The sequence below is a fragment of the Marinicauda sp. Alg238-R41 genome, assembly GCF_947331485.1.
In the GTDB taxonomy this organism is placed as follows: domain Bacteria; phylum Pseudomonadota; class Alphaproteobacteria; order Caulobacterales; family Maricaulaceae; genus Marinicauda; species Marinicauda pacifica.
This window is the reverse complement of the sequence record NZ_CAMZOJ010000001.1, coordinates 1,513,119-1,534,678: the sequence shown is the minus strand read 5'-3', so window position 1 is coordinate 1,534,678 and position 21,560 is coordinate 1,513,119. Positions and strand designations below refer to the sequence as shown.

General features: G+C 65.2%; 25 protein-coding genes. 11 read left to right on the top strand and 14 right to left on the bottom strand.

Going from position 1 to position 21,560, the window contains the following annotated elements:
* Positions 1–48: 48 nt before the first annotated feature.
* Both PGP17_RS07345 and PGP17_RS07340 read right to left on the bottom strand, forming a co-directional pair.
* Entirely contained in the window at positions 49–237 is a 189-nt protein-coding gene (locus tag PGP17_RS07345; RefSeq protein ID WP_135943295.1) for a DUF3008 family protein, read from the bottom strand.
* An 84-nt stretch (positions 238–321) separates the two neighbouring features.
* Complete coding sequence (locus PGP17_RS07340; protein ID WP_135943294.1) at positions 322–1,962, bottom strand: AbgT family transporter; 1,641 nt, start codon at positions 1,960–1,962, stop codon at positions 322–324.
* Between the two features lie 137 nt (positions 1,963–2,099).
* Between PGP17_RS07340 and PGP17_RS07335 the strand changes: the two genes are divergently transcribed.
* From PGP17_RS07335 to PGP17_RS07310, 6 genes are all read left to right on the top strand, one after another.
* Complete coding sequence (locus tag PGP17_RS07335) at positions 2,100–3,716, top strand: cisplatin damage response ATP-dependent DNA ligase (RefSeq protein WP_270374808.1); 1,617 nt, start codon at positions 2,100–2,102, stop codon at positions 3,714–3,716.
* Positions 3,717–3,763: 47 nt separating this feature from the next.
* Positions 3,764–4,606 (top strand): mechanosensitive ion channel family protein, encoded by an 843-nt coding sequence (locus PGP17_RS07330; protein WP_270374807.1) that lies wholly within the window; start codon positions 3,764–3,766, stop codon positions 4,604–4,606.
* Positions 4,607–4,672: 66 nt separating this feature from the next.
* The gene (locus tag PGP17_RS07325) at positions 4,673–4,996 is read left to right on the top strand and encodes a DUF6460 domain-containing protein (protein ID WP_135943292.1); all 324 of its coding nucleotides are present in this window, start codon (positions 4,673–4,675) and stop codon (positions 4,994–4,996) included.
* Positions 4,997–5,115: 119 nt separating this feature from the next.
* Positions 5,116–5,928: a hypothetical protein gene (locus PGP17_RS07320; protein WP_270374806.1), complete on the top strand. Its 813-nt coding sequence runs from the start codon at positions 5,116–5,118 to the stop codon at positions 5,926–5,928.
* Positions 5,929–5,961: 33 nt separating this feature from the next.
* Positions 5,962–6,468 (top strand): PaaI family thioesterase, encoded by a 507-nt coding sequence (locus PGP17_RS07315; protein ID WP_270374805.1) that lies wholly within the window; start codon positions 5,962–5,964, stop codon positions 6,466–6,468.
* The gene (locus tag PGP17_RS07310) at positions 6,465–6,878 is read left to right on the top strand and encodes a PaaI family thioesterase (protein ID WP_135943289.1); all 414 of its coding nucleotides are present in this window, start codon (positions 6,465–6,467) and stop codon (positions 6,876–6,878) included. The genes PGP17_RS07315 and PGP17_RS07310 overlap by 4 nt, the downstream gene beginning before the upstream one ends.
* On the opposite strand, the gene PGP17_RS07305 is transcribed toward PGP17_RS07310, so the two are convergent.
* Positions 6,875–7,876, bottom strand: coding sequence for an NAD(P)/FAD-dependent oxidoreductase (locus tag PGP17_RS07305; RefSeq protein ID WP_270374804.1), 1,002 nt, complete (start codon positions 7,874–7,876; stop codon positions 6,875–6,877). The genes PGP17_RS07310 and PGP17_RS07305 overlap by 4 nt on opposite strands.
* A gap of 56 nt (positions 7,877–7,932) precedes the next feature.
* Between PGP17_RS07305 and PGP17_RS07300 the strand changes: the two genes are divergently transcribed.
* The gene (locus tag PGP17_RS07300) at positions 7,933–8,358 is read left to right on the top strand and encodes a thiol-disulfide oxidoreductase DCC family protein (RefSeq protein ID WP_270374803.1); all 426 of its coding nucleotides are present in this window, start codon (positions 7,933–7,935) and stop codon (positions 8,356–8,358) included.
* The gene (locus PGP17_RS07295) at positions 8,355–8,507 is read left to right on the top strand and encodes a DUF2256 domain-containing protein (RefSeq protein WP_270374802.1); all 153 of its coding nucleotides are present in this window, start codon (positions 8,355–8,357) and stop codon (positions 8,505–8,507) included. The genes PGP17_RS07300 and PGP17_RS07295 overlap by 4 nt, the downstream gene beginning before the upstream one ends.
* Positions 8,508–8,668: 161 nt before the next feature.
* On the opposite strand, the gene PGP17_RS07290 is transcribed toward PGP17_RS07295, so the two are convergent.
* Positions 8,669–9,589, bottom strand: a complete 921-nt coding sequence (locus PGP17_RS07290) for a histone deacetylase family protein (RefSeq protein ID WP_270374801.1) — start codon at positions 9,587–9,589, stop codon at positions 8,669–8,671.
* A 10-nt stretch (positions 9,590–9,599) separates the two neighbouring features.
* Positions 9,600–10,607, bottom strand: coding sequence for an NADPH-dependent aldehyde reductase Ahr (gene ahr / locus PGP17_RS07285; protein ID WP_270374800.1), 1,008 nt, complete (start codon positions 10,605–10,607; stop codon positions 9,600–9,602).
* Positions 10,608–10,702: 95 nt separating this feature from the next.
* On the opposite strand from ahr, the gene PGP17_RS07280 reads away from it, so the two are divergent.
* Positions 10,703–12,016: an MATE family efflux transporter gene (locus tag PGP17_RS07280; RefSeq protein ID WP_270374799.1), complete on the top strand. Its 1,314-nt coding sequence runs from the start codon at positions 10,703–10,705 to the stop codon at positions 12,014–12,016.
* Here PGP17_RS07280 and PGP17_RS07275 read toward each other — a convergent pair.
* Together PGP17_RS07275 and PGP17_RS07270 are read right to left on the bottom strand one after the other, a co-directional pair.
* Entirely contained in the window at positions 12,013–13,050 is a 1,038-nt protein-coding gene (locus PGP17_RS07275) for a quinone-dependent dihydroorotate dehydrogenase (RefSeq protein ID WP_270374798.1), read from the bottom strand. The two genes, PGP17_RS07280 and PGP17_RS07275, sit on opposite strands and share 4 nt — an antisense overlap.
* Positions 13,050–13,397: a DUF952 domain-containing protein gene (locus PGP17_RS07270; protein WP_135943281.1), complete on the bottom strand. Its 348-nt coding sequence runs from the start codon at positions 13,395–13,397 to the stop codon at positions 13,050–13,052. Before PGP17_RS07270 ends, PGP17_RS07275 begins: the two co-directional genes overlap by 1 nt.
* A 119-nt stretch (positions 13,398–13,516) precedes the next feature.
* On the opposite strand from PGP17_RS07270, the gene PGP17_RS07265 reads away from it, so the two are divergent.
* Entirely contained in the window at positions 13,517–14,143 is a 627-nt protein-coding gene (locus tag PGP17_RS07265; RefSeq protein WP_135943280.1) for a S24 family peptidase, read from the top strand.
* Positions 14,144–14,183: 40 nt separating this feature from the next.
* Here the strand turns inward: PGP17_RS07265 and PGP17_RS07260 are convergent, their stop codons facing one another.
* From PGP17_RS07260 to PGP17_RS07245, 4 genes are all read right to left on the bottom strand, one after another.
* Positions 14,184–14,417 (bottom strand): helix-turn-helix transcriptional regulator, encoded by a 234-nt coding sequence (locus tag PGP17_RS07260; RefSeq protein ID WP_270374797.1) that lies wholly within the window; start codon positions 14,415–14,417, stop codon positions 14,184–14,186.
* Positions 14,418–14,837, bottom strand: a complete 420-nt coding sequence (locus tag PGP17_RS07255; protein WP_270374796.1) for a hypothetical protein — start codon at positions 14,835–14,837, stop codon at positions 14,418–14,420.
* 101 nt (positions 14,838–14,938) lie between these two features.
* Positions 14,939–15,793, bottom strand: coding sequence for a hypothetical protein (locus tag PGP17_RS07250; RefSeq protein ID WP_270374795.1), 855 nt, complete (start codon positions 15,791–15,793; stop codon positions 14,939–14,941).
* Between the two features lie 83 nt (positions 15,794–15,876).
* On the bottom strand, positions 15,877–17,463 hold the full coding sequence (locus PGP17_RS07245; protein WP_270374794.1) for a lysine--tRNA ligase: 1,587 nt from the start codon (positions 17,461–17,463) through the stop codon (positions 15,877–15,879).
* 238 nt (positions 17,464–17,701) lie between these two features.
* On the opposite strand from PGP17_RS07245, the gene PGP17_RS07240 reads away from it, so the two are divergent.
* On the top strand, positions 17,702–18,139 hold the full coding sequence (locus PGP17_RS07240; protein ID WP_270374793.1) for a hypothetical protein: 438 nt from the start codon (positions 17,702–17,704) through the stop codon (positions 18,137–18,139).
* A 3-nt stretch (positions 18,140–18,142) separates the two neighbouring features.
* On the opposite strand, the gene PGP17_RS07235 is transcribed toward PGP17_RS07240, so the two are convergent.
* From PGP17_RS07235 to PGP17_RS07225, 3 genes are all read right to left on the bottom strand, one after another.
* On the bottom strand, positions 18,143–18,688 hold the full coding sequence (locus tag PGP17_RS07235; protein ID WP_270374792.1) for a hypothetical protein: 546 nt from the start codon (positions 18,686–18,688) through the stop codon (positions 18,143–18,145).
* A 40-nt stretch (positions 18,689–18,728) separates the two neighbouring features.
* The gene (locus PGP17_RS07230; RefSeq protein WP_270374791.1) at positions 18,729–20,561 is read right to left on the bottom strand and encodes an aminopeptidase P family protein; all 1,833 of its coding nucleotides are present in this window, start codon (positions 20,559–20,561) and stop codon (positions 18,729–18,731) included.
* Positions 20,562–20,623: 62 nt separating this feature from the next.
* On the bottom strand, positions 20,624–21,511 hold the full coding sequence (locus PGP17_RS07225) for a 50S ribosomal protein L11 methyltransferase (protein ID WP_270374790.1): 888 nt from the start codon (positions 21,509–21,511) through the stop codon (positions 20,624–20,626).
* Between the last annotated feature and the right edge of the window lie 49 nt (positions 21,512–21,560).

The following is a 21,560-nucleotide window of genomic DNA, read 5'->3' as shown; positions in this document are numbered from 1 at the left end:
GCACGCGCGTGCCGGGCTTTTTTAATGACAGATGGCTGGGCCGAGTCTTCAATCTTTCGAATTGTGCTCGTCCTTGCCCTTGCGGGACGCGTCGGCCATGTCCTCAAGCTCGTCTTCCGACATGCTGTCATACATCGATTTTGCGGCGCCCTTGAGCTCGTCGGGCTCCGTCTCGCCGCGCTTGGCCGAGAGTGCGGCACCGGCAGCTTTCTGTTGGGCAGCAGATTTTGCGGGCATGGGTATCTCCTTCTCATCGCGCGACACGGAAACGCCCCGCACTGGCGGGGCGTTCCGGTTCGAGATTGAAGGCGAGCCTCGAGGCTACATGCCCTGTGGCAGCTCGTAGGCGACGCTGGCCCCGGGGCCGAGCGGCAGGCCCAGATACACCCAGATAATCGTCATCAGGATGCCCGAGATCAGCAGCCACATCGAATAGGGCACCATGGATGCCGTCAGCGAGCCCAGGCCGAACGATGGCACCCAGCGGCGCGCAAACACGAGGACCAGCGGGAAGTAGACCATCAGCGGCGTGATGATGTTGGTGGCCCCGTCGCCGACGCGATAGGCGGCCGTCGCCATTTCCGGGCTGACGCTCAGCAGCATCAGCATCGGCACCAGCACCGGCGCGAGCAGCGCCCACTTGGCGCTGGCTGACCCCACGAACAGGTTCAGCACCCCGGTAAACAGCACGAGCAGGCCCAGCACGAGCGGCAGCGGCAGGCCGGAGTCGCGAATGGCATCCGCGCCGTTCACCGCCGATATCAGGCCGAGCTGGGACAGGTTGAACATCTCGACGAAATACGCTGCGAAGAACGCCAGCACGAGATAATAGCCCATGTCCTTCATGGCGCCGGCCATCATTTCCACGACATCGCGGTGGTTCTTGATCGTCCCGGCTGTCGCGCCGTAGGCCCAGCCCGCCAGGATGAACAGGATCATGAATCCGGCCACCAGCGAAGAGAAGAAGGGCACGAGCTGCTGGGTCAGGGAGAGCGTGGGGTCTTCGTTGAGCAGAGGCACATCCCCGCCATACATCGACGCGGCTCCGCCCGTGACCAGCGCCACGAAGTCGATGGTCAGCACCAGCCACAGCGCCACGACCGCGATGATCGCCACCAGCGCGTTGCGCAGTCCGGCCTTCTGTCGATCGGTCAGCGGCGCGCTGGGATCGTCATCGGCGTCGTCAACGTCGCCAGGGGTCGCCCCGCCCGTCCACCGGCCCAGACGCGGCTCGATGATGCGGTCGGTGACGAACCAGATGACGGGCAGGAAGACGAACGTCATCGCCATGATGAAATACCAGTTCCCGGCGATATTCATCGTCCAGTCGGGAGCGAGCTGGATCACGGCCTCTTCCGTAATCCCGAAGAGCAATGCGTCGAGCTGGCCCGGGAAGAGGTTGGCGGAAAAGCCGCCCGACACCCCGGCGAACGCCGCGGTAATGCCGGCAATCGGGTGACGGCCCGCAGCCGCGAAGATCACCCCGGCCAGCGGGATCAGCACCACATAGGCCGCGTCGGCGGCCAGGTTGCCGATCATCGCGATCAAGGCCACGGCGGGTGTCAGCAAGAGAGCCGGCGCATTGCGCACGCTCGCGCGCATCGCGGTCCCGAACAGTCCGGCGCGTTCGGCCACGCCTGCGCCCAGCATCACCACCAGCACATAGCCGAGCGGGTGGAAGCCGGTGAAGATTTCAGGCATCTCGACCAGCAGGTGCTGCAGCGCCGCGGCGCTGAACACGCTGATCGCCTCGACTTGCGCGGGTCCGCCATCCGGCGCCACACGCGTGGGATGGTCAACCGCAAGGCCGAGCCAGGCCGTAACCTGGGAGACCACGGCCATGACGATGATGAGGTAGAGAAAGATGAAGACCGGGTCCGGAAGCCGGTTCCCCGCCCGTTCGATGAGTCCCAGAATGCCCTTCTGGTGCTCGACGGTCTCAGCCGTGTTCTCGTTGGCCATGGTTCCCCTCCCGTGGCGAATGATTATCACTCACCCACGATTAAACCGGGTGGCGCGAAACCAAAAGCCTTATCGCCAATGCCTTTCAGGCAGAGCGGTGCGGGAAACCGGCGCGAACACTCCCTATATCGCAAGGAATGCAACGCTTTGCCCGACTTCTTGACCGGCTGTCTTTAAGCCCCGCGCGAAACGCCAAGATTCGTCTTCTGACGGAGTATTTCTCTGTAACCCCCGATCCGGACAGGGGTTTTGCCCTTGCGGCGATCACGCGCGATCTGGAATTCAAGAGAGCCAAGCCCGCCATGATCCGCGAACTGGTGTCCCGGCGCTGCGATCCGGTCCTGTTCGAGCTGTCCTACGATTATGTCGGCGATCTCGCTGAAACCACGGCCCTGTTGTGGCCTGCCCGCCACGGAGCGAACCGGACACCGGAGCTGACGGAGGTCGTCGAGGCGCTGACGGCCGCGAGCCGGGCCGAGGCCCCCGAGCTGGTTCAGGACTGGCTCGACGCGCTGGACGCCACCGGGCGCTGGGCACTGCTCAAGCTGGTGACCGGCGGCCTGCGCATCGGTGTTTCGGCCCGGCTGGCCAAGGCTGCGCTGGCCCAGTATGGCGGCAGGGACATTACCGAGATCGAGGAACTCTGGCACGGGCTCGAGCCGCCTTACGAGACCCTTTTCGCCTGGCTTGACGGTCGGGCAGACAAGCCGGTCAGCGCGGCGAAGGCGCCCTTCCGCCCGGTGATGCTGGCCACGGCGGCGACTCTCGATGTCCTCGGCAGCTACGACCCGGAAGACTACGCCGCGGAATGGAAATGGGACGGCATCCGCATTCAGGCGGTCGCCGAGGAGGGCGTTCGCCGGCTCTACACAAGGACCGGCGACGACATCTCGCACGCCTTTCCCGATATCCTGGCCGCCCTCGAATTTGACGGCGCCATCGACGGCGAGCTCCTCGTCCGGGACGGGTCGGGCGGGCTCGCGCCCTTTTCCGACCTCCAGCAGCGCCTCAACCGCAAGACCGTCTCGGCCAGGATGATGGAGCGCTACCCCGCTTTCATCCGGGCCTATGATTTGCTAATCGACGGGACGGAAGATCTTCGCCGCCTTCCGCTCCGCGAGCGCCGCGCCCGTCTGGAACGCTTCGTCCAGACCATCCCCTCTGATCGCTTCGACATTTCCGAACTTGTTCCGGTCTCCAGCTGGGACGCACTCGACGCGCTGCGCTCCGATCCCCCCGACGCAGTCGCGGAAGGTGTGATGCTCAAGCGGCTGGACAGCGAGTACGTGCCGGGCCGCCCCAAGGGGCCGTGGTTCAAGTGGAAACGGGACCCGTTCCTGGTCGATGCTGTGATGATGTATGCCCAGCGCGGTCACGGAAAGCGCTCCAGCTTCTACTCCGACTACACGTTCGGCGTCTGGCGCGAGGGTGAGGACGGCCCCGGCCTTGTCCCGGTCGGCAAGGCGTATTTCGGCTTTACCGATGCGGAGCTGAAGCAGCTCGACAAGTTCGTGCGCGACAACACGATCGAGCGGTTCGGACCGGTGCGGTCGGTCGAGGCCGGCCCGGAGACAGGCCTGGTTCTCGAGATCGCGTTCGAAGGCCTTCAGAAATCGGCGCGCCACAAATCCGGCATCGCCATGCGCTTTCCGCGCATCCACCGCATCCGGTGGGACAAGCCGGCCGGAGAGGCCGATCGTCTCGAAACGCTTGAGGAGCTTCTGGCCGCCCGGTTCGCCCCGACGCACTCATGATGCTATCTCCCGACCGAGCCATTGATCGAGCAGGAGATAGAACGACTATGTCACCTACGAATATGGAAGGCTTCCAGCCGGGCCAGATCCTCGAATACGTCGTCCGGGTCGGCGCGACGGCGGCCCTCAACGTGCTTCTGGCCGCACTCATTCTGGTGGTCGGCTTCGTGATCGCCGGACTGGTAAAGCGCAAGATTCGCAACGCGTCGCTTCGAAGCGAGCGCATCGACGCCACGCTGGCCGGCTTCTTCTCGTCCACCGCCTATTACGCCATCCTGGCGATCGTATTGATCGCCGTGCTCAACCGGTTCGGCGTTGAGACGACGTCGATCGTTGCCGCACTCGGTGCGCTGGCCCTGGCGATCGGTCTCGCCCTTCAGGGCACGCTGTCCAATTTCGCGGCCGGCGTGATGGTGATCCTGTTTCGTCCCTACCGCATCGGCGACTTCGTGGAGATCGCAGACGCCACCGGCAGCGTGAAGGACATCACCCTGTTTTTCACCGAGCTGAACACGGTCGACAACAAGCAGATCATCGTGCCCAACGGTCAGGCCTGGGGCGATGTCATCACCAATTATTCCGCCTACCCCACCCGCCGGGCCGATTTTGTCTTCTCCGTCTCCTACGACGACGATATCGACAAGGCGCAGCGCGTGATCCGGGAGGTCTTCGAGGCCGATGACCGGGTTCTCCAGGATCCCCCGCTCTTCTGCGAGGTCAGCGCCCACGGCGGCTCCTCGGTGGACATTACGGTGCGCGCCTGGGTCAATTCCGGCGATCTGTGGCCGGTGCATTTCCACATGCTCAAGGCGATCAAGATCGCATTTGATGAAAACGGGATCGAAATCCCCTATCCTCACCAGGTGGAAATTCAGAAGAAGGCCGGATAGCCGGCCTGTCACGCGAACGCGGCGGGGCGCCATCACCCCGCCGCATTTGCCGGAGACAAGACGCCCATGAGTAACGATAGCCCCACACGCTCCGAAGACGCGGCCCCGCGCAAGACCTTCCTGAGCCGCCTGCTCTCGATCCGGCCATCCGACCTGATCGCGATCTTTTTCCTGTGCGTGCTGGCCGGCCTTGTCCTCGCGGTTTTCAATGTCGACCCGGCCACGCTCTGGGTGGATTTCTTCGGCGCGGTCGGTGAGGCCTGGCGCAGCTTCTTCGTGATCATCGCCGATTCACTGGGGTGGGCCGTCCAGTATTTCTTCCTCGGCGCGGTCCTGGTCATCCCGATCTGGATTGTCTGGCGCGTTATCCGGGCCGTTTCGAACCGTTAAGGCCCGTGATTTCGCGTCCAACCTTGTAAACGCAGGGTTTACCACACCACCAGAAAGCGCGCGCATTCGCAGCCGCTTCGAGTTATCCACACCGCCTTGCAAGAGTGCCGGGGGCGGTAATGGATAATTTCGAAATCGTCGATGACAGCGTCAAGCCCAAACCGAGTTGGGACAAGCGCACGCTGGTCGTTTATGAGCCGACAGGATTTCTGCGGCGCCTGACGGTGGAAATCCTGCGCTTCATCGGTGCCGAGACGATCACTCCAACCGCCTGCCCAGTCGACGCGCACCAGATCGTTGCCGATACACCCGACTCCATCCTCATCGTCGGCTGGTCGCCGGATTCCGAAACCGACGCGTTGCGCGTCGTTCGCCGTATGCGGGCGATCGAAAGCCCGGCCCGGCGTGCCGAAGCGGTGCTGCTAACCGAACGCCGGCCCGTCATCGACATTGAGGACGCCCGCAATGCCGGCGCCGATGGCCTGCTGCTTCGCCCCTTCTCTGCCGGCACGATCCGCACGCGTCTCGATCAGATTACGACGCACCGCCCCCGCTTCATCGCCACGTCGCGCTTTACCGGCCCCGACCGTCGCCGCCGCTGCCCCCCGCAGCCCGACGAGTCCATCGGTTTCAAGCGCGGGCTTGATGTGGGCGCCGGTCTGGTGGACAGCGTCCAGGCCGCTCTCAACCAGGCCGACGACATGGCGTTCCAGTCCATGCGCCGCGGCGACCCGATCGGTGCGCGCGTGGGCCGCTCTCTGCGCCAGTTTCTGGAATCGGTGAGCACGCTGACCCCGCAAGCCCGCGAGATCGTCGATCTGCACCGGTCCACACTCGCGCGCCTGGACGATTTGCGCGGCGCTGACGCCCAAATCCGGGCCGAGCTCGTCAACGGCCTGGAAGCCATCGTGTACCGCCGTCACGCGGCCTAGCTCTGTTTCGCCTTCCGCGTTACACCACCGGACATGAGCGAGGATATTCAGGCCCATCTCGATTCTCTGCGCCCGTTTCTGGTCGACGGCAGTCCGCATGCCGCAGCGCTGGGCTTCCAGCTTGAAACTATCACGCCGAATGGCGCGTCGATCCGCGCCCCTTATCGCGAAGATCTGATCGGCGATCCGGAAACCCGCGTGCTCCATGGCGGCGTTGTGACGGCCCTGCTCGATCATGCGTGCGGCATGGCGGCCTTTGCCGCGATGGGCGGCAAGAAGGCGAATGCGACACTGGACCTGCGCCTGGACTACATGCGTCCGGCCCGCCCGGGCGAAGATGTTCTGGCCGAAGCCGAGTGCGTGAAGGTGTCGGGCCTTTTCGCCTTCGTCTCCGCCATCGCGCATGACGGAGACCGTGACGATCCGGTCGCACGGGCCACCGCCGCCTTCATGGTCACCAAGGCGGGCGAGGCTGCGGCCAAGCGCGCCCGGGCCGAGTTGAAGGCCGGCGCGTCTCCGATCTCGCAGGTGAAGACATGATCGAGCGTCTCGAGCTTCTCCTGTCCGCGCCCTATGTGCAGAAACTGGGCGTGCGTTTCGACAATCACGGCGACGAGCTCACTGCCACCCTGCCCTACGCGGAGGCGCTGATCGGCAACCCGCTCATTCCCGCCCTGCATGGCGGGGCGATCGGGGCTTTCATGGAAATCACCGCCTCGGCGGCCCTCCTGGCGGCAACTCCGTTGCTGGCGCTACCCAAGCCCATCGATGTGTCTGTGGATTATCTGCGCCCGGGCAAGCCGGCCGACGTGTACGCCAGGGCCTCGATCACCCGCCAGGGCTCACGCGTGGCCAATGTCAGCGTGGAAGCCTGGCAGGAGCGCCGCGGCGCTCACGTGGCCGGGCTTCGCGGCCATTTTCTGATCAAGCCGGCGCCGCAAGAAGCCTAGAGTTTGCCTGCGAGCCTTTGTGCGAGCGCCTCGCCGCTCGTCCAGGCAAATTCCGCCCGCGGCCCGAGCCGCCAGTCTCCCCCACAGCCCACCGTTCCGGTCTCGTCGATCGCGGCCGGGGTGCCGGGCGCTTCTTCGCTCAGCGCATAGAGCCAGCGATGCGCGGTGGCCCAGGCCGGTCTGGGCAGGCCGAACCGCACGAACATCTCCTCGCACAGCGTGCGGATGACGTCTTCAGGCTCCGCATCCAGATGAACGCGCGACCAGTCCGGCGAGGCATGCAGCACATAGGCCTCCGGCCCGCTATAGCCGGGGCGCGAATTCATCCGCGCGATCCAGCGCACACCCCCGCCCAGCAACTTTGCGCCGGCAAAGCCCGGATCGAATGGCGCATCGAAAGCCGCCATCACCGCCTGGCAAGGCGCGATTCTGGCGTCGCGCGCTTCCAGGATCATCTCCGGAAAATCGCCATCGCTGCGCGCCAGCAGGTCGATCAGCTGTTCGGGCGGAATGGTGATGGCGATCCGGTCGAACGGTCCGGCTTTCGATCCGTCTTCGAAACGCAGCGTCCAGGCGCCCGGCTTGCCGGACAGGCGTGTCACGCGGTGCGCGAACCGAGCATCCAGCTCATGAAGCGCAGCCTTCACGATGGCATTCATTCCCGGCGTGCCGACATAGCGGGTATCAGCCTTGAGCGGCACGCTGTTGCCGCCGCGGTCGATCGACACGACCCGGCCGGCCCACTCGGCAGCAAATCCGTCTTTGCAGGCTTGAGCGAGAAAGGCGCGGAAACTGTCCGACCGCGCGGTGAGGAATTGCGCGCCATGGTCGAACGCGATCTCTCCAAGCGGCGTGTCGGCCCGGCGCGTTGACAGACGCCCACCCGGACCGCGCCCCTTGTCGAACAGGACGACCTCGTACCCGGCGGCCGTCAGCTGGCGCGCGCAGGCCGCTCCGGCCAGGCCGGCACCGATAATCGCGGCATTCGGACGCGTCACTCGTACAGACCTCTTTTTCGCTTTTCCCGGCACCGGAACAGACTAGTTTTCACCATATGGCACCGGAAAACGAAAAAACGACTAAGCCGAACCCCGCTGATGACAGCCCCGCTCCGCAAGGGCCGCAGTCCACGGTCTTCTACGATGGCAGCTGTCCGCTCTGCCGCGCCGAAATCGGGCTCTACAAGCGCCAGGGCGCATCTTCTCGGTTTTGCGACATTTCCCAGCGCGTTCCCGAAGACATGGCGCTATCTCGCGACACCTTGATGAAGCGGTTTCATGTGCGCCGGGGCGATGGCCGTCTGGTCTCGGGCGCCGCCGCATTCGCGGAACTCTGGAAGGACACTCCCGGCTGGCGCTGGCTTGGCCATGTCGCGACCGTGCCGCCCTTCGTCTGGATCGGAGAAGGTCTCTACCGTGTCTTCCTCCTGGTCCGTCCGGCGCTGCAATCGCTGACCCGGCGGCTGGTCGACGGCAGATGAGCCGTAAACACGTCAATGACGCCGGCACCGCCAGGCAGGACCTGCCTCAGAAAACCTGCCCGACCTGCCAGCGTCCATTCAGCTGGCGCAAGAAATGGGCGCGCGACTGGGACGCCGTGAAATATTGCTCCAGGCGGTGTGCGGGTTGAGCCAAACACCGGCGCCTACCTTACCAACAAGACATCCCTCCGCCACGCTGGCGTAATCCGTCCCGGCATAGCGTCTGGTCTCTGGTTCGGCTCCCTAACCCCCTCGCGCGCCGAATTTGAACCCCTGCCCCGCGGCCGGTGAAAACCGGTCGCGGGTTTTTTCATGCGAACCGGCGCAGGCCTTCTGCGAGCGCGGCGTGCATCATCGTATGACGGCGCGCCAGCGCGTCGAGATCGTGCGTATATCCCCCGCCCAGCACGCCGACGATGGGCAGACCCCGGCGCATCACCGCGTCGCAGACCATGCGTTCGCGGCGGGCCAGTCCCTCATCGGTGATATCGAGCAGGCCGAGACGGTCCTCGCGGTGCACGTCGACCCCGGCATTGTAGAAGACGATATCGGGGCGGCTGGCTTCCAGGGCGTCTTCAATCGCGGCGCGCGCGGCTGCCAGATAGGCGTCGTCGTCCACCCCGGCATCCAGTCCCAGGTCCAGGTCCGAGATCGCCTTGCGGCGCGGCCAGTTGGTTTCGCAATGGACGGAAAGCGTGAAGACACGCCGGTCGGTCTCGAATATCCGGGCCGTCCCGTCACCCTGATGAACATCGAGATCGATGACCAGTGCGCGTGAAATCACCCCCTCGGTCAGCATCAGCTTGGCCGCGACGCCGACATCGTTGAACACACAGAAACCCGCCCCGCCGTCCGGCATGGCGTGATGACTGCCCCCGGCGGTATTGGCCGCCGCGCCGGTCTCGAGGGCGAGGCGCGCGGCGAGCAGGGTTCCCGCCACGGCGCAACGCGAGCGCCGGGCCACCGGCTCGGTCATCTTGAAGCCGATGCGCCGTTCCAGCGTAGGCTCGACCCGGCATCCGAGCACCTGCTCGACATAGCCGGGCGTATGCGCGAGCTCCAGCCAGCGCGCTGGCGCAGGTTCGGGACGGTGAAACCCGCTGAGGTCGCGCACCAGACCCTGCGCCACCAGCGCTTCGGCTACCGCCCTGAACTTGCCCATGGGGAAGCGATGGCGTGCCGGGACGTCACGCGCCACATAGGCCTCGTGGAAGACGATCGGCAGGCCCATTGGCAGAGCCCTAAAAATCGTTCTCGAGCACGATACGGTAACGCGGCTTCCCGTCGCGCAGGCGCTGGAAGGCCTCGTCGATCCGGCTCATGGGCATCGTCTCGATCTGGGGTGCGATGTCGTGGCGCTCGCAGAAATCGAGCATCTGACGGATCGTTGCCGGACTGCCCAGCGGGGAGCCGGACAGCGATTTCTGCCCGCCGATCAGGGAAAAGGCCTGAACCTCGATAGGTTCGGAGACTGCGCCCACCGTATGCAGACGCCCGCGCGGAGCGAGCGCCGCGAAATAGCGCCCCCATTCCAGCGGCACGGCCACGGTGGAAAGAATGAAGTCATAGCGGCCCGCTTCGGCCTTGAGGGCGTCCTTGTCGCGGCTATCGACCACGCGATGAGCGCCGAAGCGGCGGGCCTCGTCGGCCTTCGCGCCGGTGGAGGTAAAGGCGGTCACCTCGCAGCCCCAGGCCCGCAGGAATTGCAGGGCCAGATGGCCCAGCCCGCCAATACCGATGACGCCCACCTTGTCGGTCGGGCGCACACCGAACTGCACAAGCGGATTGAACACGGTAATACCGCCACAGAACAGCGGCCCGGCCTTTTTCGGGTCCAGCGAGTCCGGCAGCCGGTTCGCCCAGCTCGCCTGCACACGCACCCGCTCGCCAAAGCCGCCCGGCCGTCCGACCGCGATCTGTTCGACCGAGGGGCACATATTGTGATCGCCGCTCATGCATGGCGTGCAGGTCAGGCAGGACCGCGAGAACCAGCCGACACCGACCCGGTCGCCGGTCTGAAGATGCGTCACGGCCGGCCCCGTCTCGACGATCCGCCCGATCACCTCGTGGCCCGGGACAATCGGGAACTGGGTGACGCCCCATTCATCGTCGACCAGAGACAGGTCGGAATGGCAAAGCCCGCAGCTCTCCACCTCAATCTCGACATCGTCGGCCTTGAGCGCGCCGGGATCGTACTCGATCACCTCGAACTTGCCGTTGGCTTCTTTGGTGGCATACGCCCGGATCATCGGCTGTTTCCTTCTTGCTGTTCGTGTCCACTGGGGGAGACTAGGGCGAAATCACGCTCTTGCGACCCTTGAATGAAGCGCTTAATCGCGTGCGGATGAGCGCAGCCCCCCTCACCCGCCAATCGGTCCTCGCCCAGGCCGTGCCGATCATGGCCGCCAATATCGCGACGCCACTGGTCGGTCTGGTAGACGTAGTAGTAGTAGGCCGCACCGGCGACACCAGCGATATCGCCGCCATCGCGCTGGGCACGCTGATCTTCAACGCGCTCTTCTGGTCGCTCGGCTTCCTGCGCATGGGCTCCACGGCGCTGACCGCGCAGGCCGAAGGGGCAGGCGACGAAAGCGAGCTGCGCGCGACCCTCGTGCGCGCTGGCGGGCTGGGCCTCGCCTTCGGCCTGGCCTTCATCGTGTTCCAGCTGCCCCTGCGCGAGCTCGGCCTGTGGGTGTTCTCCGGCGGGGAGGCCGTGGAAGGCGGCGCGGGCCGCTATTTCTCCGCGCGAATCTGGGGTGCGCCAGCAGCATTGGCGGGCTATGCAGTCTATGGCTGGCTTATCGGGCTGTCGCGTACCGGACTGGCCCTGACGCTTCAGATCGTGCTGAACCTGACCAATGCCGGCCTCTCGGTGCTGTTCGTCTTCGGGTTCGACTGGGGGCTCGCCGGGGTTGGCGCGGCCAGCGCCCTCGCCCAGTGGGTCCACCTGGCCGCAGCTGGCGCGATCGTGATGGTCGTGCTGAAGCCCCGGCCCGCCGCGCGCCTGACCCATCTCTTCGCGGCGGCTCCGCTCAAACGTCTCTTGTCGGTCAACCGCGACATCTTCCTGCGCACCGTCGCCCTCATCGCCGGCTTCTACTGGTTCAACGAGGCCAGCCTGCGCGAAGGCGAAGCGGTGCTGGCCGGCAACGCCATCCTGCTTCAGTTCATCTCGCTGAGCGCCTTCTTCCTCGATGCTTTCGCCCACGTGACCGAAGCGGTTGTCGGCAAGGCCGCCGGACGCAAGGACTGGACCGGGCTGATGCATGCCCTTCGTCTGACCAGCGAACAGGCTCTGGCCTTCGCCGTCGCGCTTTCGCTCATCTTGTGGGTATTCGGCGGCACCTTCGTCGACCTGCTGACCACCAACCCGCAAGCACGGGAAATGGCGCGTCGCTTCCTGCCCTTCTGCGCCCTGGTTCCGGTGGCAGGTGTCGCAAGCTGGCAGCTGGACGGCCTGATGATCGGCACGACACAAGGCCCGCTCATGCGCAACGCGATGATTGCCTCGCTTCTCATTTACGTGGCGCTCGACTTTGCCCTGCGCCCGGCCCTTGGCGGAACCGGGCTGTGGCTGGCCTTTCTGGCCTACTACGTCGCGCGCGCCGTCACCCTGCTCGCAGGCTGGCCGGGATTGCGCCGTCAGTTCACGACTTAGGCGTCCACGCCGACCGCATCGGACAGGCTCGAGAAACCGTCCCGCTTCAGACAGGCGGCCAGCTCGTCGCGGATGCGCACCACCGCCCCCGGCCCCTGATAGACCAGCGCGCTGTAGAGCTGCAGCGCGTTGGCCCCGGCGCGGATCTTGGCGTAGGCGGTCTCGCCTGACGAGATCCCGCCCACGCCGATGATCGCGAGATCGCGGCCGGCCGCCCGCCGGAACGCGCGCAGCACTTCGGTAGACGGCACATAGAGCGGCTGGCCTGACAGGCCACCAGTCTCTTGAGCATGGGGCGATTTGAGGGTGTCCGGCCGGGCGACCGTCGTGTTGGACACGATCAGCCCGGACAGGGTGTAGCGCGACACCGCCTCCAGGATCGTCTCCACCGCGCCCTCTTCGAGATCGGGCGCGACCTTCAGGAAGACCGGTTCGGCCCAGCGCGTGTCTGTGACGCGCTGGAGCAGCGCATCGAGCGCGCCGCCCGACTGAAGCCCGCGCAGGCCCGGCGTGTTGGGCGAAGAAATATTGACCGTGAAGAAATCTGCCAGCCCGGAGAGCGCACCCAGAAGATGGGCATAATCGGCCGCCCGGTCATCGGAATCCTTGTTGGCCCCGAGATTGACGCCCACGACACCCCCGCGGCCCTTTCGCGCCTCCAGCCGCGCCTTGAGCGCGTCCAGCCCCTCATTATTGAAGCCCATGCGGTTGATCACCGCCTTGTCTTCTTTCAACCGGAAAACGCGCGGCTTGGGATTGCCGGCCTGTGGGCGCGGCGTCACGGCACCCACTTCGACGAAGCCGAATCCGGCGCGCAGGAGGGCGTCGGGCGCCTCGGCATTCTTGTCGAATCCGGCCGCCAGCCCCAGCGGATGGGCCAGCTCGATGCCGGCAATGGAGGTCTGCAGGATCGGATCCGGCGTCGACAGGTCCACCGGTCCCAGCCCGAGGCCGAGCGCCTTGACCGTCACCCGATGAGCGGTTTCAGCCGGAAGCAGGTGCAAGGCGCGTGTCGCCAGGTCGTAAACGCTCATCACAGCGCCTCCGGCCATTGCCAGGCGCCGTCCTCGCCGCGCCGGAGCAGATATACCGTTTCGATGGCCGAGAACGGGATCGCGCCGTAGGCATGGGGAAAGCGCTCTCCCCCGCGGGATACCTCCCATTTCACGATGTCGGCGATATGCGCGCCGTCAATCTCGGCCAGGGCGATTCGATCCACCCCGGCAAAGTGGGCGTCCAGCGTATCGGCAAGCTGGGTGCGCGTGGACAAGTGAATGAATCCGTCTTGTTCGTCGAGCGCCTCGCCCCGGAATTCTCCGGAAGCAGAAGCGGCGGCCAGGCTTGCCGGATCGGCGAAGCGGTAGAGCACGGTGTCGGTCATGAGCGCGCGCATAGCCTCGCCGCGCCGAAGGCGCAAGCAGTTAGACTTGACGTCGCGCAGGATTAGAGGAAAAAATTCCTTCTTCGCGACTTAATTCAGATCGACGAGGAAAAGCCGCCATGCTCACACACGCCCAGATCTGGCGCGGAATCGACCGTTTGGCCGAGCGCGCCGGCCTGTCCCCGTCCGGCCTGGCGCGCGAAGCCGGTCTCGACGCGACGACCTTCAACCCGTCCAAGCGCTTTGCCTCGGACGGCACCAAGCCGCGCTGGCCGTCCACCGAGAGCCTGTCAAAGGCCCTCTTCGCCGCACGTGTCAGCTTTGACGAGTTCGCCGGTCTGGCCACCGGGCGCGAGGCAGGCCGCGCCGTCCCCCTCATTGGCCTTGCCCAGGCCGGAAATGCCGGCTTCTTCGACGATGCAGGATTTCCCGCCGGCAGCGGGTGGGAGCAGATCTATTTTCCCGGCGTCGAGGACGATCAGGCCTATGCGCTGGAGATCAGCGGGGATTCGATGCGGCCGGTCTACCGGCCCGGCGACCGCATCGTGGTCGCGCCCCATTCCCAGCCGCGGCGCGGCGACCGTGTCGTGGTCAAGACCCGCGACGGAGAGGTGATGGCCAAGGAGCTCGGCCGCGTCACCGCCGAGACCGCCGAACTCATTTCGCTCAACGACGCCTATGAAAACCGGATTCTCGCAATCCGGGACATGGTCTGGATGGCGCGTATCGTCTGGGCCAGCCAGTAGCCGGCCACAGGCCTCTCCGTGCACGGCGAACCGGGCGCGGTCAGGCCTGGCGCGAACCGTCCGGCGCGTATTCGAACACATCTGTCAGCGGGGTTTCGAACACGGCGGCGATCTGGAATGCCACTTCAAGCGATGGCGAGTATTTGCCCTGTTCGATGGCGAGCACGGTCTGGCGGGTGACCCCGATCCGCTTGGCGAGTTCGGCCTGGGTCATTTCGCCGGCGTGAAAGCGCAGCTCGCGGATGCGGTTCTTGATGCGGGTCGCTTTCGCCATTCAGCCCCCCAAGCGGTAATCGATGGCGCGCAGCACGCCCTTGACCAGCTCCGCCGCCACCAGGCCGCCCAGGATCATGTGCACGATCCAGAACAGGTGCTGGTCCATCAATGCGAGGCCGAGCGAGAGCACCGCCGCTGCGCTCATCACGTAGCCGGAGCGCGCATCTGCGCGCATCTCGATCAGCGTATCGCGTTCGTCGGACACATCCGCCTCGTTCGGCGCCGCCATCGCCACCAGGATGTGCGCGATGACACCGCCGACGACGAGAAAAACGACCGCCGCGAACAGATAAGGCATGACCAGGTCCATGGACGGCCCTTCGCTCAGGGCCGGAGGCATCACCTTGGCAAAATATACCCCGTAGACCAGGGCGGTGATGACCGTCATGACCAGATTGCTTTTTTCCTGGAACGACATGTCAAACTCCTTTGATCCCATGTCGACTTTTTTTGACATGCCGAGATGTAAAAAATTACTGACACCGCGTCAACAAAAATCGACTCATCGGAAACGGAGCGTTAGTTCTCGAGCCGGTAGATCGCAGCGTCGCGCGCGGCCTCGATATCGCGGTCCATCAACGCCAGCAGCTCGATCGCCATGGGCTGGAGTGCGCGTGCCCGCACATCGTCAGCTGCAGCATCGATCGCGCGGCCCAGCGCGTCGCGCGCGAGGCTCAGGGAGTCCTCCCCGCCGCGTGCGAGCATGGCCAGTGCGAAATGATAGGCGATACCCACATCGTCCGGCGCCTCGTCGAGCGCTTTGGCGAAATGCTCCAGCCCGGCCTCTTGGCTGGCACCCAGGCGTCCCTCCCCGGCCCGCCGCACGACTTCGAGATTCCACGCGCCATAGACGGCATTGAGGTGCGGGTCGTCGTCATTCAGCTCCAGACCCGCGCGCAAATGGTCTCGCGAGGCCTGGGGCAACCCGCTGAGAAAGGCGCGCCAGGCTGGCTGGAAGCGCGCGCGATAGCCCAGCGCCGTCGCCTTGCGCAGATGGGCCTGCATCAGGTTGGCATCGACCTGCAGGACCAGGTCGGCATAGTGATCGGCGCGCTCGGCCGCATCTTCGCGGTCGAGCTCGGGCTCCCAGATCATCAGTCGGGTCAGCGCCGCCTCAGCTGCCAGCAGATTGCCCGCCTTCGTGCCGGCCTCGGCGGCAAGACGCTCGGCCTCGCCCAGTGCTCCGGCCTCGAACGCGGCGCGCGCCTCCTCAAGGGCCAGCGCGGTGACCAGGCTCTCTGCCGGTTCGACCGCGGCCGGTCCCTCGCCTTGCAGCTCGGATTGCGTCCCGGATCGCGGCTGAGTCTGGGCGTGCGCCACTCCGATGGCGGAGGCGGCAAGACAGGACGCGAAAAGGCTGACGAATATCTTCATGACGCCAAGGCTAGCCCGGACGGGCGAGTAATCCAGACCGGAACACAGATTGGCGCTTGGCCCGCTGGCAGCCGAACTCCGGCCTAGCGGTTTTCACCCGCCAGCGCGCCCTCGATCAGCTCGATCGTCTTGGGCAGGCCGTAAATCGCGGCAAAGCTACCAAAGCGCGGTCCCTGGCTCTGGCCGAGAAGCACTTCGTAGAGTGCCTTGAACCAGTCTCGCAGCGGCTCGAAATCGTGTGCCTTGCCGGCGGCGAAAACCTCGGTCTGGATGACTTCGCCATCGGTCTCGGCCGGATCCAGCGCCTTCAGCCGCGCGGCCAGGTCTTCCATCGCCGCGCGTTCCTGGTCGGTCGGCGCGCGATAGACCTTGGCCGGCTTCACGAAGTCCTCGTAATAGGCAATCGCGTAGCTCGTCAGGCGGTCCAGAAACGGCTCGCTCTGCGGCGTAGCCTCCGGGGCGTAGCGGCTGATGAAGCCCCACAGCGTATCCTTGTCAGACGCATTGGCGGCCGAGACCAGGTTGAGCAGGAGCGAGAACGAGATATTGGCACCCGGCGCCGGCGGCTGGCCGTTATGGATGTGCCAGACCGGATTCTCGATCTGCTTGTCCGGCTCCTGCTTCGGGTAGGCCTCAAGGTGCTGACGGTACTCGTCCACGGCCTTGGGGATCACGTCGAAAAACAGCCGCTTGGCCGTTTTCGGCTTCGTGAACATGTACATGGACAGGCTTTCCCAAGGCGCATAACGCAGCCAGTCTTCCACGGCGAGGCCATTACCCTTGGACTTGGAGATTTTCTCGCCCTTGTCGTCGAGGAAGAGCTCGTAGACGAACTGGACCGGCGGGTTCCCGCCCAGAATCCGGCAGATTTTCGAGTAGACCGGCGCATTGGCCTGGTGGTCCTTGCCGAACATCTCGAAATCGACGCCCAGCGCGGCCCAGCGCATCCCGAAATCGGGTTTCCACTGCAGCTTGGCACCGCCGCCAGTGACCTTGACCGTCTGCTCCTCGCCGTCCTCGTCGTCGAAGGTGACGGTTCCGGCCGCCGCGTCGACCGCCTTCATCGGCACGTAGAGGACCTTGCCGCTCTTGGGCGAAATCGGCAGCACGGGCGAATAGGTCTTGCGCCGCTCCTCACCCAGCGTGGGCAGCATGACCGCCATGATCTTGTCGAAACTTTCCAGCGTGGCGCGAAGCGCGTCGTCATACCGCCCGGTCCGGTACAGCTCGGTCGCGGAGGCAAAGCTGTAGTCGAACTGGAAATGGTCGAGAAAGGCGCGCAGGCGCGCATTCATGTGCGCGCCATAGCTGTCATGGGTCCCGAACGGATCGGGCACCGCGGTCAGCGGCATGTCGAGATAGCCGGCCAACTCCTCGCGATTGGGCACGTTGTCGGGCACCTTGCGCATGCCGTCCATATCGTCGGAGACGCACAGAAGCTGCACCTTGTAGCGATCACCGGTCAGCACCCGGAAGGCGTTGATGACCATCGTGGTGCGCGCCACCTCGCCGAATGTGCCGATATGCGGCAGTCCGGAGGGCCCGTAACCGGTCTCGAAGATGACCGTATCGCCGGGCGCCTTGGTCTTCTCGACGCGTTTCTCCACCTCGCGCGCCAGTTCGAACGGCCAGGCTTTGGCATTCGCGGCGAGTTGGGAGAAATCGGTCATGAAAGGCGTCCTGTGTTCACGGCATCAGAGTGCAGCGCCACCTAGGCCCGGGCGGAGTGACAGTCAATCCTCCCGCGCTCCGGGCGCGCTAATCCGGCCGTGAATCGCGCATGATGCCGGCAGGGCGCACACCCCGGCGTAGCAGGACCGATTTCGCCCGAACCTGCACGCAGGAGGGATCGCAGCGCACGGCTCGCGCGTTATCTCGTCAACAGTTGAACCCATGGGAGGTTTCGAGATGGCTGATCGCAACAGCAGGCCGACCCCGGCCAACCCCGGTCCCGACGGCGAGAACGCGTCCATGGACAATCCCGCCGACAATCAGGTCGAGGCGGAAGTCTTTGACGAGGATAAGCACCTCGACCGCACCGACCAGCGCCGCCCGTTCGACAGCGATCCGGGCGCAGCGAAGGTTCCCGTGGACCAGGCCATCGATGGCGGCCGCGGTGAACGCTTTGGCGAGCAATTACCTCAAACCGAAGAAATGAGCGACCCGCTAGAGGAGGCTGAAATGACCGAGAAACGCTTGAGTGAAGAAAACCAGAGCGGCAAGCGCGAGGACGAGAAGAAGAAAAAGTCCCAGTCCGACAAGGATGAGAACAAGGTCGACGAGGCGATGAAGGAGAGTTTCCCGGCCTCGGACAGCCCGAGCTTCACGCCCGGCGGCGGAGGCTAGAGATCAGGACTCTGCCCAGGAGTCCGCGTCGGCCCGGCGGTAGATGCCGTCCAGCCGGACGTCTCCGTCCAGTTCGCGCAGATAGAGCCGCATGACGTCCTCAAGTTGGGACAGTGAGTCGATGCGGCAATATCCCTCCGGGCCGAGAACAACCCCGGCCTCGTCCCGCACCGTTTCGCGCAGGGCCGAGCAGTCGGGCATGTGATAGGTCAGCATGCCGGGATAATTGAACGCGATCGCGTAGCCGACCCCATCCTGGCGTTCCCACTGCACGATATAGATATCCCCGTCCAGGCGGTGCAGCCTTGCGCCGGGATGGGGGAAATTTGCGACCTGCGAGGAATAGCGCCGGTTCTCGTAGGCAATCTCTCCCGCCCAGGTCGGCCTGCCCCATTCCCCGCCTTCAGGATGAAAGGGGGTATGGGTGTAGAAGCCGGGCTCCAGGGCGCGATCCGCACCCCAGAACCCGATCAATTCCTCTTCCGAATAGAAGCAGGCCGCCGCCAGGAAGGCGAACGCCGCGGCGAGCGCGTATCGCGGACCCGTCATCGTGCCACGCCGGATGCCGGCGCGGCATTGCGATGTCGGCTCAAGGCGTTGCCCCGGTCAACGGACGGCAGGCCTCTTCCAGCCACGCGGCCACCTCACCGTCGACCAGCGGCGCAATGCGCTGGCGCACGGTGGCGTGATAGGCATCCAGCCACGCCATCTCGGTCGGCGACAGCAAGGTCGTATCGATCAGGCCCTTGTGGATCGGCGCCATGGTCAGGGTTTCAAACCCCAGCATCTTGCGGTCCCCGCCGGGAATTTCTTCCGGCTCGGTGACCACTTGCAGATTCTCGATCCGGATGCCGTACGACCCGAGCAGGTAGAAACCCGGCTCGTTGGACAGGATCATGCCCGGCTTCAGCGCGATCGCGTTCAGCGCCTTGGAAATGCGCTGGGGACCTTCGTGCACACCCAGATAGCTGCCCACGCCATGTCCGGTACCGTGGTCATAGTCCAGTCCGGCCGCCCACAGCGGCTCGCGCGCCAGCGCGTCGAGCTGGCTGCCGGTAATGCCTTGCGGGAAGCGCACGCGCGACAGCGCGATATGGCCTTTGAGCACGAGCGTGAAGTGCCGGCGCATTTCCGCCGTGGGTTGTCCAATCGGGACGGTGCGGGTGATATCCGTCGTGCCGTCGCGATACTGTCCGCCGGAATCGACCAGGTAGAGGGAGTCTTTTTCCAGCTTCAGATTCGTATCGGTATTCACCCGGTAGTGAGGGTGAGCGCCGTTCGGTCCGGCTCCGGAAATCGTCTCGAAGGACAGATCCTTCAGCTCCGGGTTCGCCTTGCGGATCTCTTCCAGCTTCTGGGCGGCCGTGATCTCGTCCACGTCGCCGGACTGGGCTTCGGTATCCAGCCAGTGCAGGAATCTCACGATGGCGGCGCCGTCGCGCACATGCGCCTGGCGCGAGCCTTCGACTTCCGAGGCATTCTTGCAGGCCTTGGGCAGGGCGACCGGGTCGGCCTTGCGCTGCACCTTGGCGCCTGCGGCCTTCAGCGTGTCGAAGACCCAGACCGAGGACGAACCGGGATCGACGCGCACGGTCTTGGACGTCAATTCTGCAAGACCGTCGGCAAACTCGCTCTCATCGCGAATGCTCACCGCATTGCCGAGATGGCTGCGCACCTCGTCGTCCAGCTTGGACGGTTCGATGAACAGGCTGACGCGGCCATCGGCTTCCAGAATCACCGAGGCCAGCGGGAGCGGCGACCGCTCCACGTCATTGCCGCGCACGTTCAGAAGCCAGGCGATCGATGTCGGGTCGGTCAGGACCGCGGCATCGGCGCCGTCATCCTTGATCGAGTCGCCGATGCGCGTGCGCTTGGACTCGTGGTCCTCGCCGGCAAATTCGACCGGATGCACACTTACGGGGGTCCGCGGCGGTTCGGGCTGATCGTCCCAGGCCCGGTCGATCAGATTGGTGTCGAGCGAGACCAGTTCCGCGCCGGCGCGATCGGCCGCGTCCTGGATGCGCGCCATCGCATCGGGCGAGTGAAGGCGCGGGTCGTAGCCGATACGCTCGCCCTTGCGCGCATGTTCGCGGATCCAGCCGGCGACGCCGGGGTCCAGATCGGCGTAGTCGAACAGCTTGCCATCGACCTGGACCTTCACCTGCGCCGTATAGCGCCCGTCGACGAAGACCGCCGCGCGGTCCTTCATCACGATCGCCGCGCCGGCCGAGCCGGTAAAGCCGGTCGCCCAGGACAGCCTTTCCGCATAATCGGGCAAGTACTCGTTATTGTACTCGTCCTCATGGGGAATGATGAAGCCGTCCAGGCCCGCAGCGTCGAGCGCCTCGCGGATTTTGGGCAGGTTCTGGCGTCCGTATTGCGGGCCGCCCTTGACGTCGAAATTCTGAATCTGGTGTGTCATGCGGGCAAGGTAAGCGGAGCCGATGACGCTTTCAATCTCATGTCGCCCATAGTCGGCAGGAACTACGCGGTGGCGCGGCTCTCTGCCTTGACGGTCAGGATCGCCCAGCCATCGATCAGCTCCTGGCCGGCCGGGGTCAGACCCGCGCCGCGATAGGCGGCCTCCACCGCGTCGATCTGGTGTTCGAGCAGGCCGGACAGGACCGCCACACCGCCCGGTGTCAGACGCTGCGCGAGCTCCGCGGCGAGCTGCTGCAAGGGGCCTGCCAGGATATTGGCGAAGATCAGATCGTACGGATCGCTCAGCCGCTCATCGTCGAACCCGTCCGCGACAAAGCTCTCAATGCGTGCCTCAACCTTGTTCTTCTTCACGTTGACCACGGTCTCCTCGATGGCTTCCGGGTCGATGTCGGTGGCCACGATTTCCGCCTGCGGCCAGACCAGCGCGGCGGCGATCGCCAGCACACCGGTGCCGCATCCAAGATCGAGAACCCGTTTCGGCGACTGGCTATCAGCCAGGCGGTCGCAGGCGATCAGGCAGCCTTTCGTCGTCCCGTGATGGCCGGTGCCGAACGCCGGTCCGGCTTCGATCTCGATACCGGTCTTGCCCGGCGGGACGCTCTCGCGGTCATGCGCCCCGTAAACGACGAAGCGGCCCGCCTCGACGGGCTTCAACCCTTCCAGCGACAGGCGGACCCAGTCTTCTTCCGGCAACGGCCCGAACGCGATCTCGCACTGCGCCTCATCGATACCCAGGGCCTCCAGGAACTCGTCTAGCCGCGGCTGCTCGGCGAACAGCACATCGAAGCGCACCGTTTCCGGCCCGTCTTCCTCAAACAGGGAGCAGCCCAGCACCGGGCTCGGGTCCTGGTTCTCCAGGCGCTCCAGCGCCGGGCGCAGATGGTCTGCCGGGCCAATGGCGACCATGCGCCAGATCATGTCCATTGCCATTCGATGCGCGCTCCCACTCTTCAATAGCCGGCCCGGCTTAGGCCGCCGG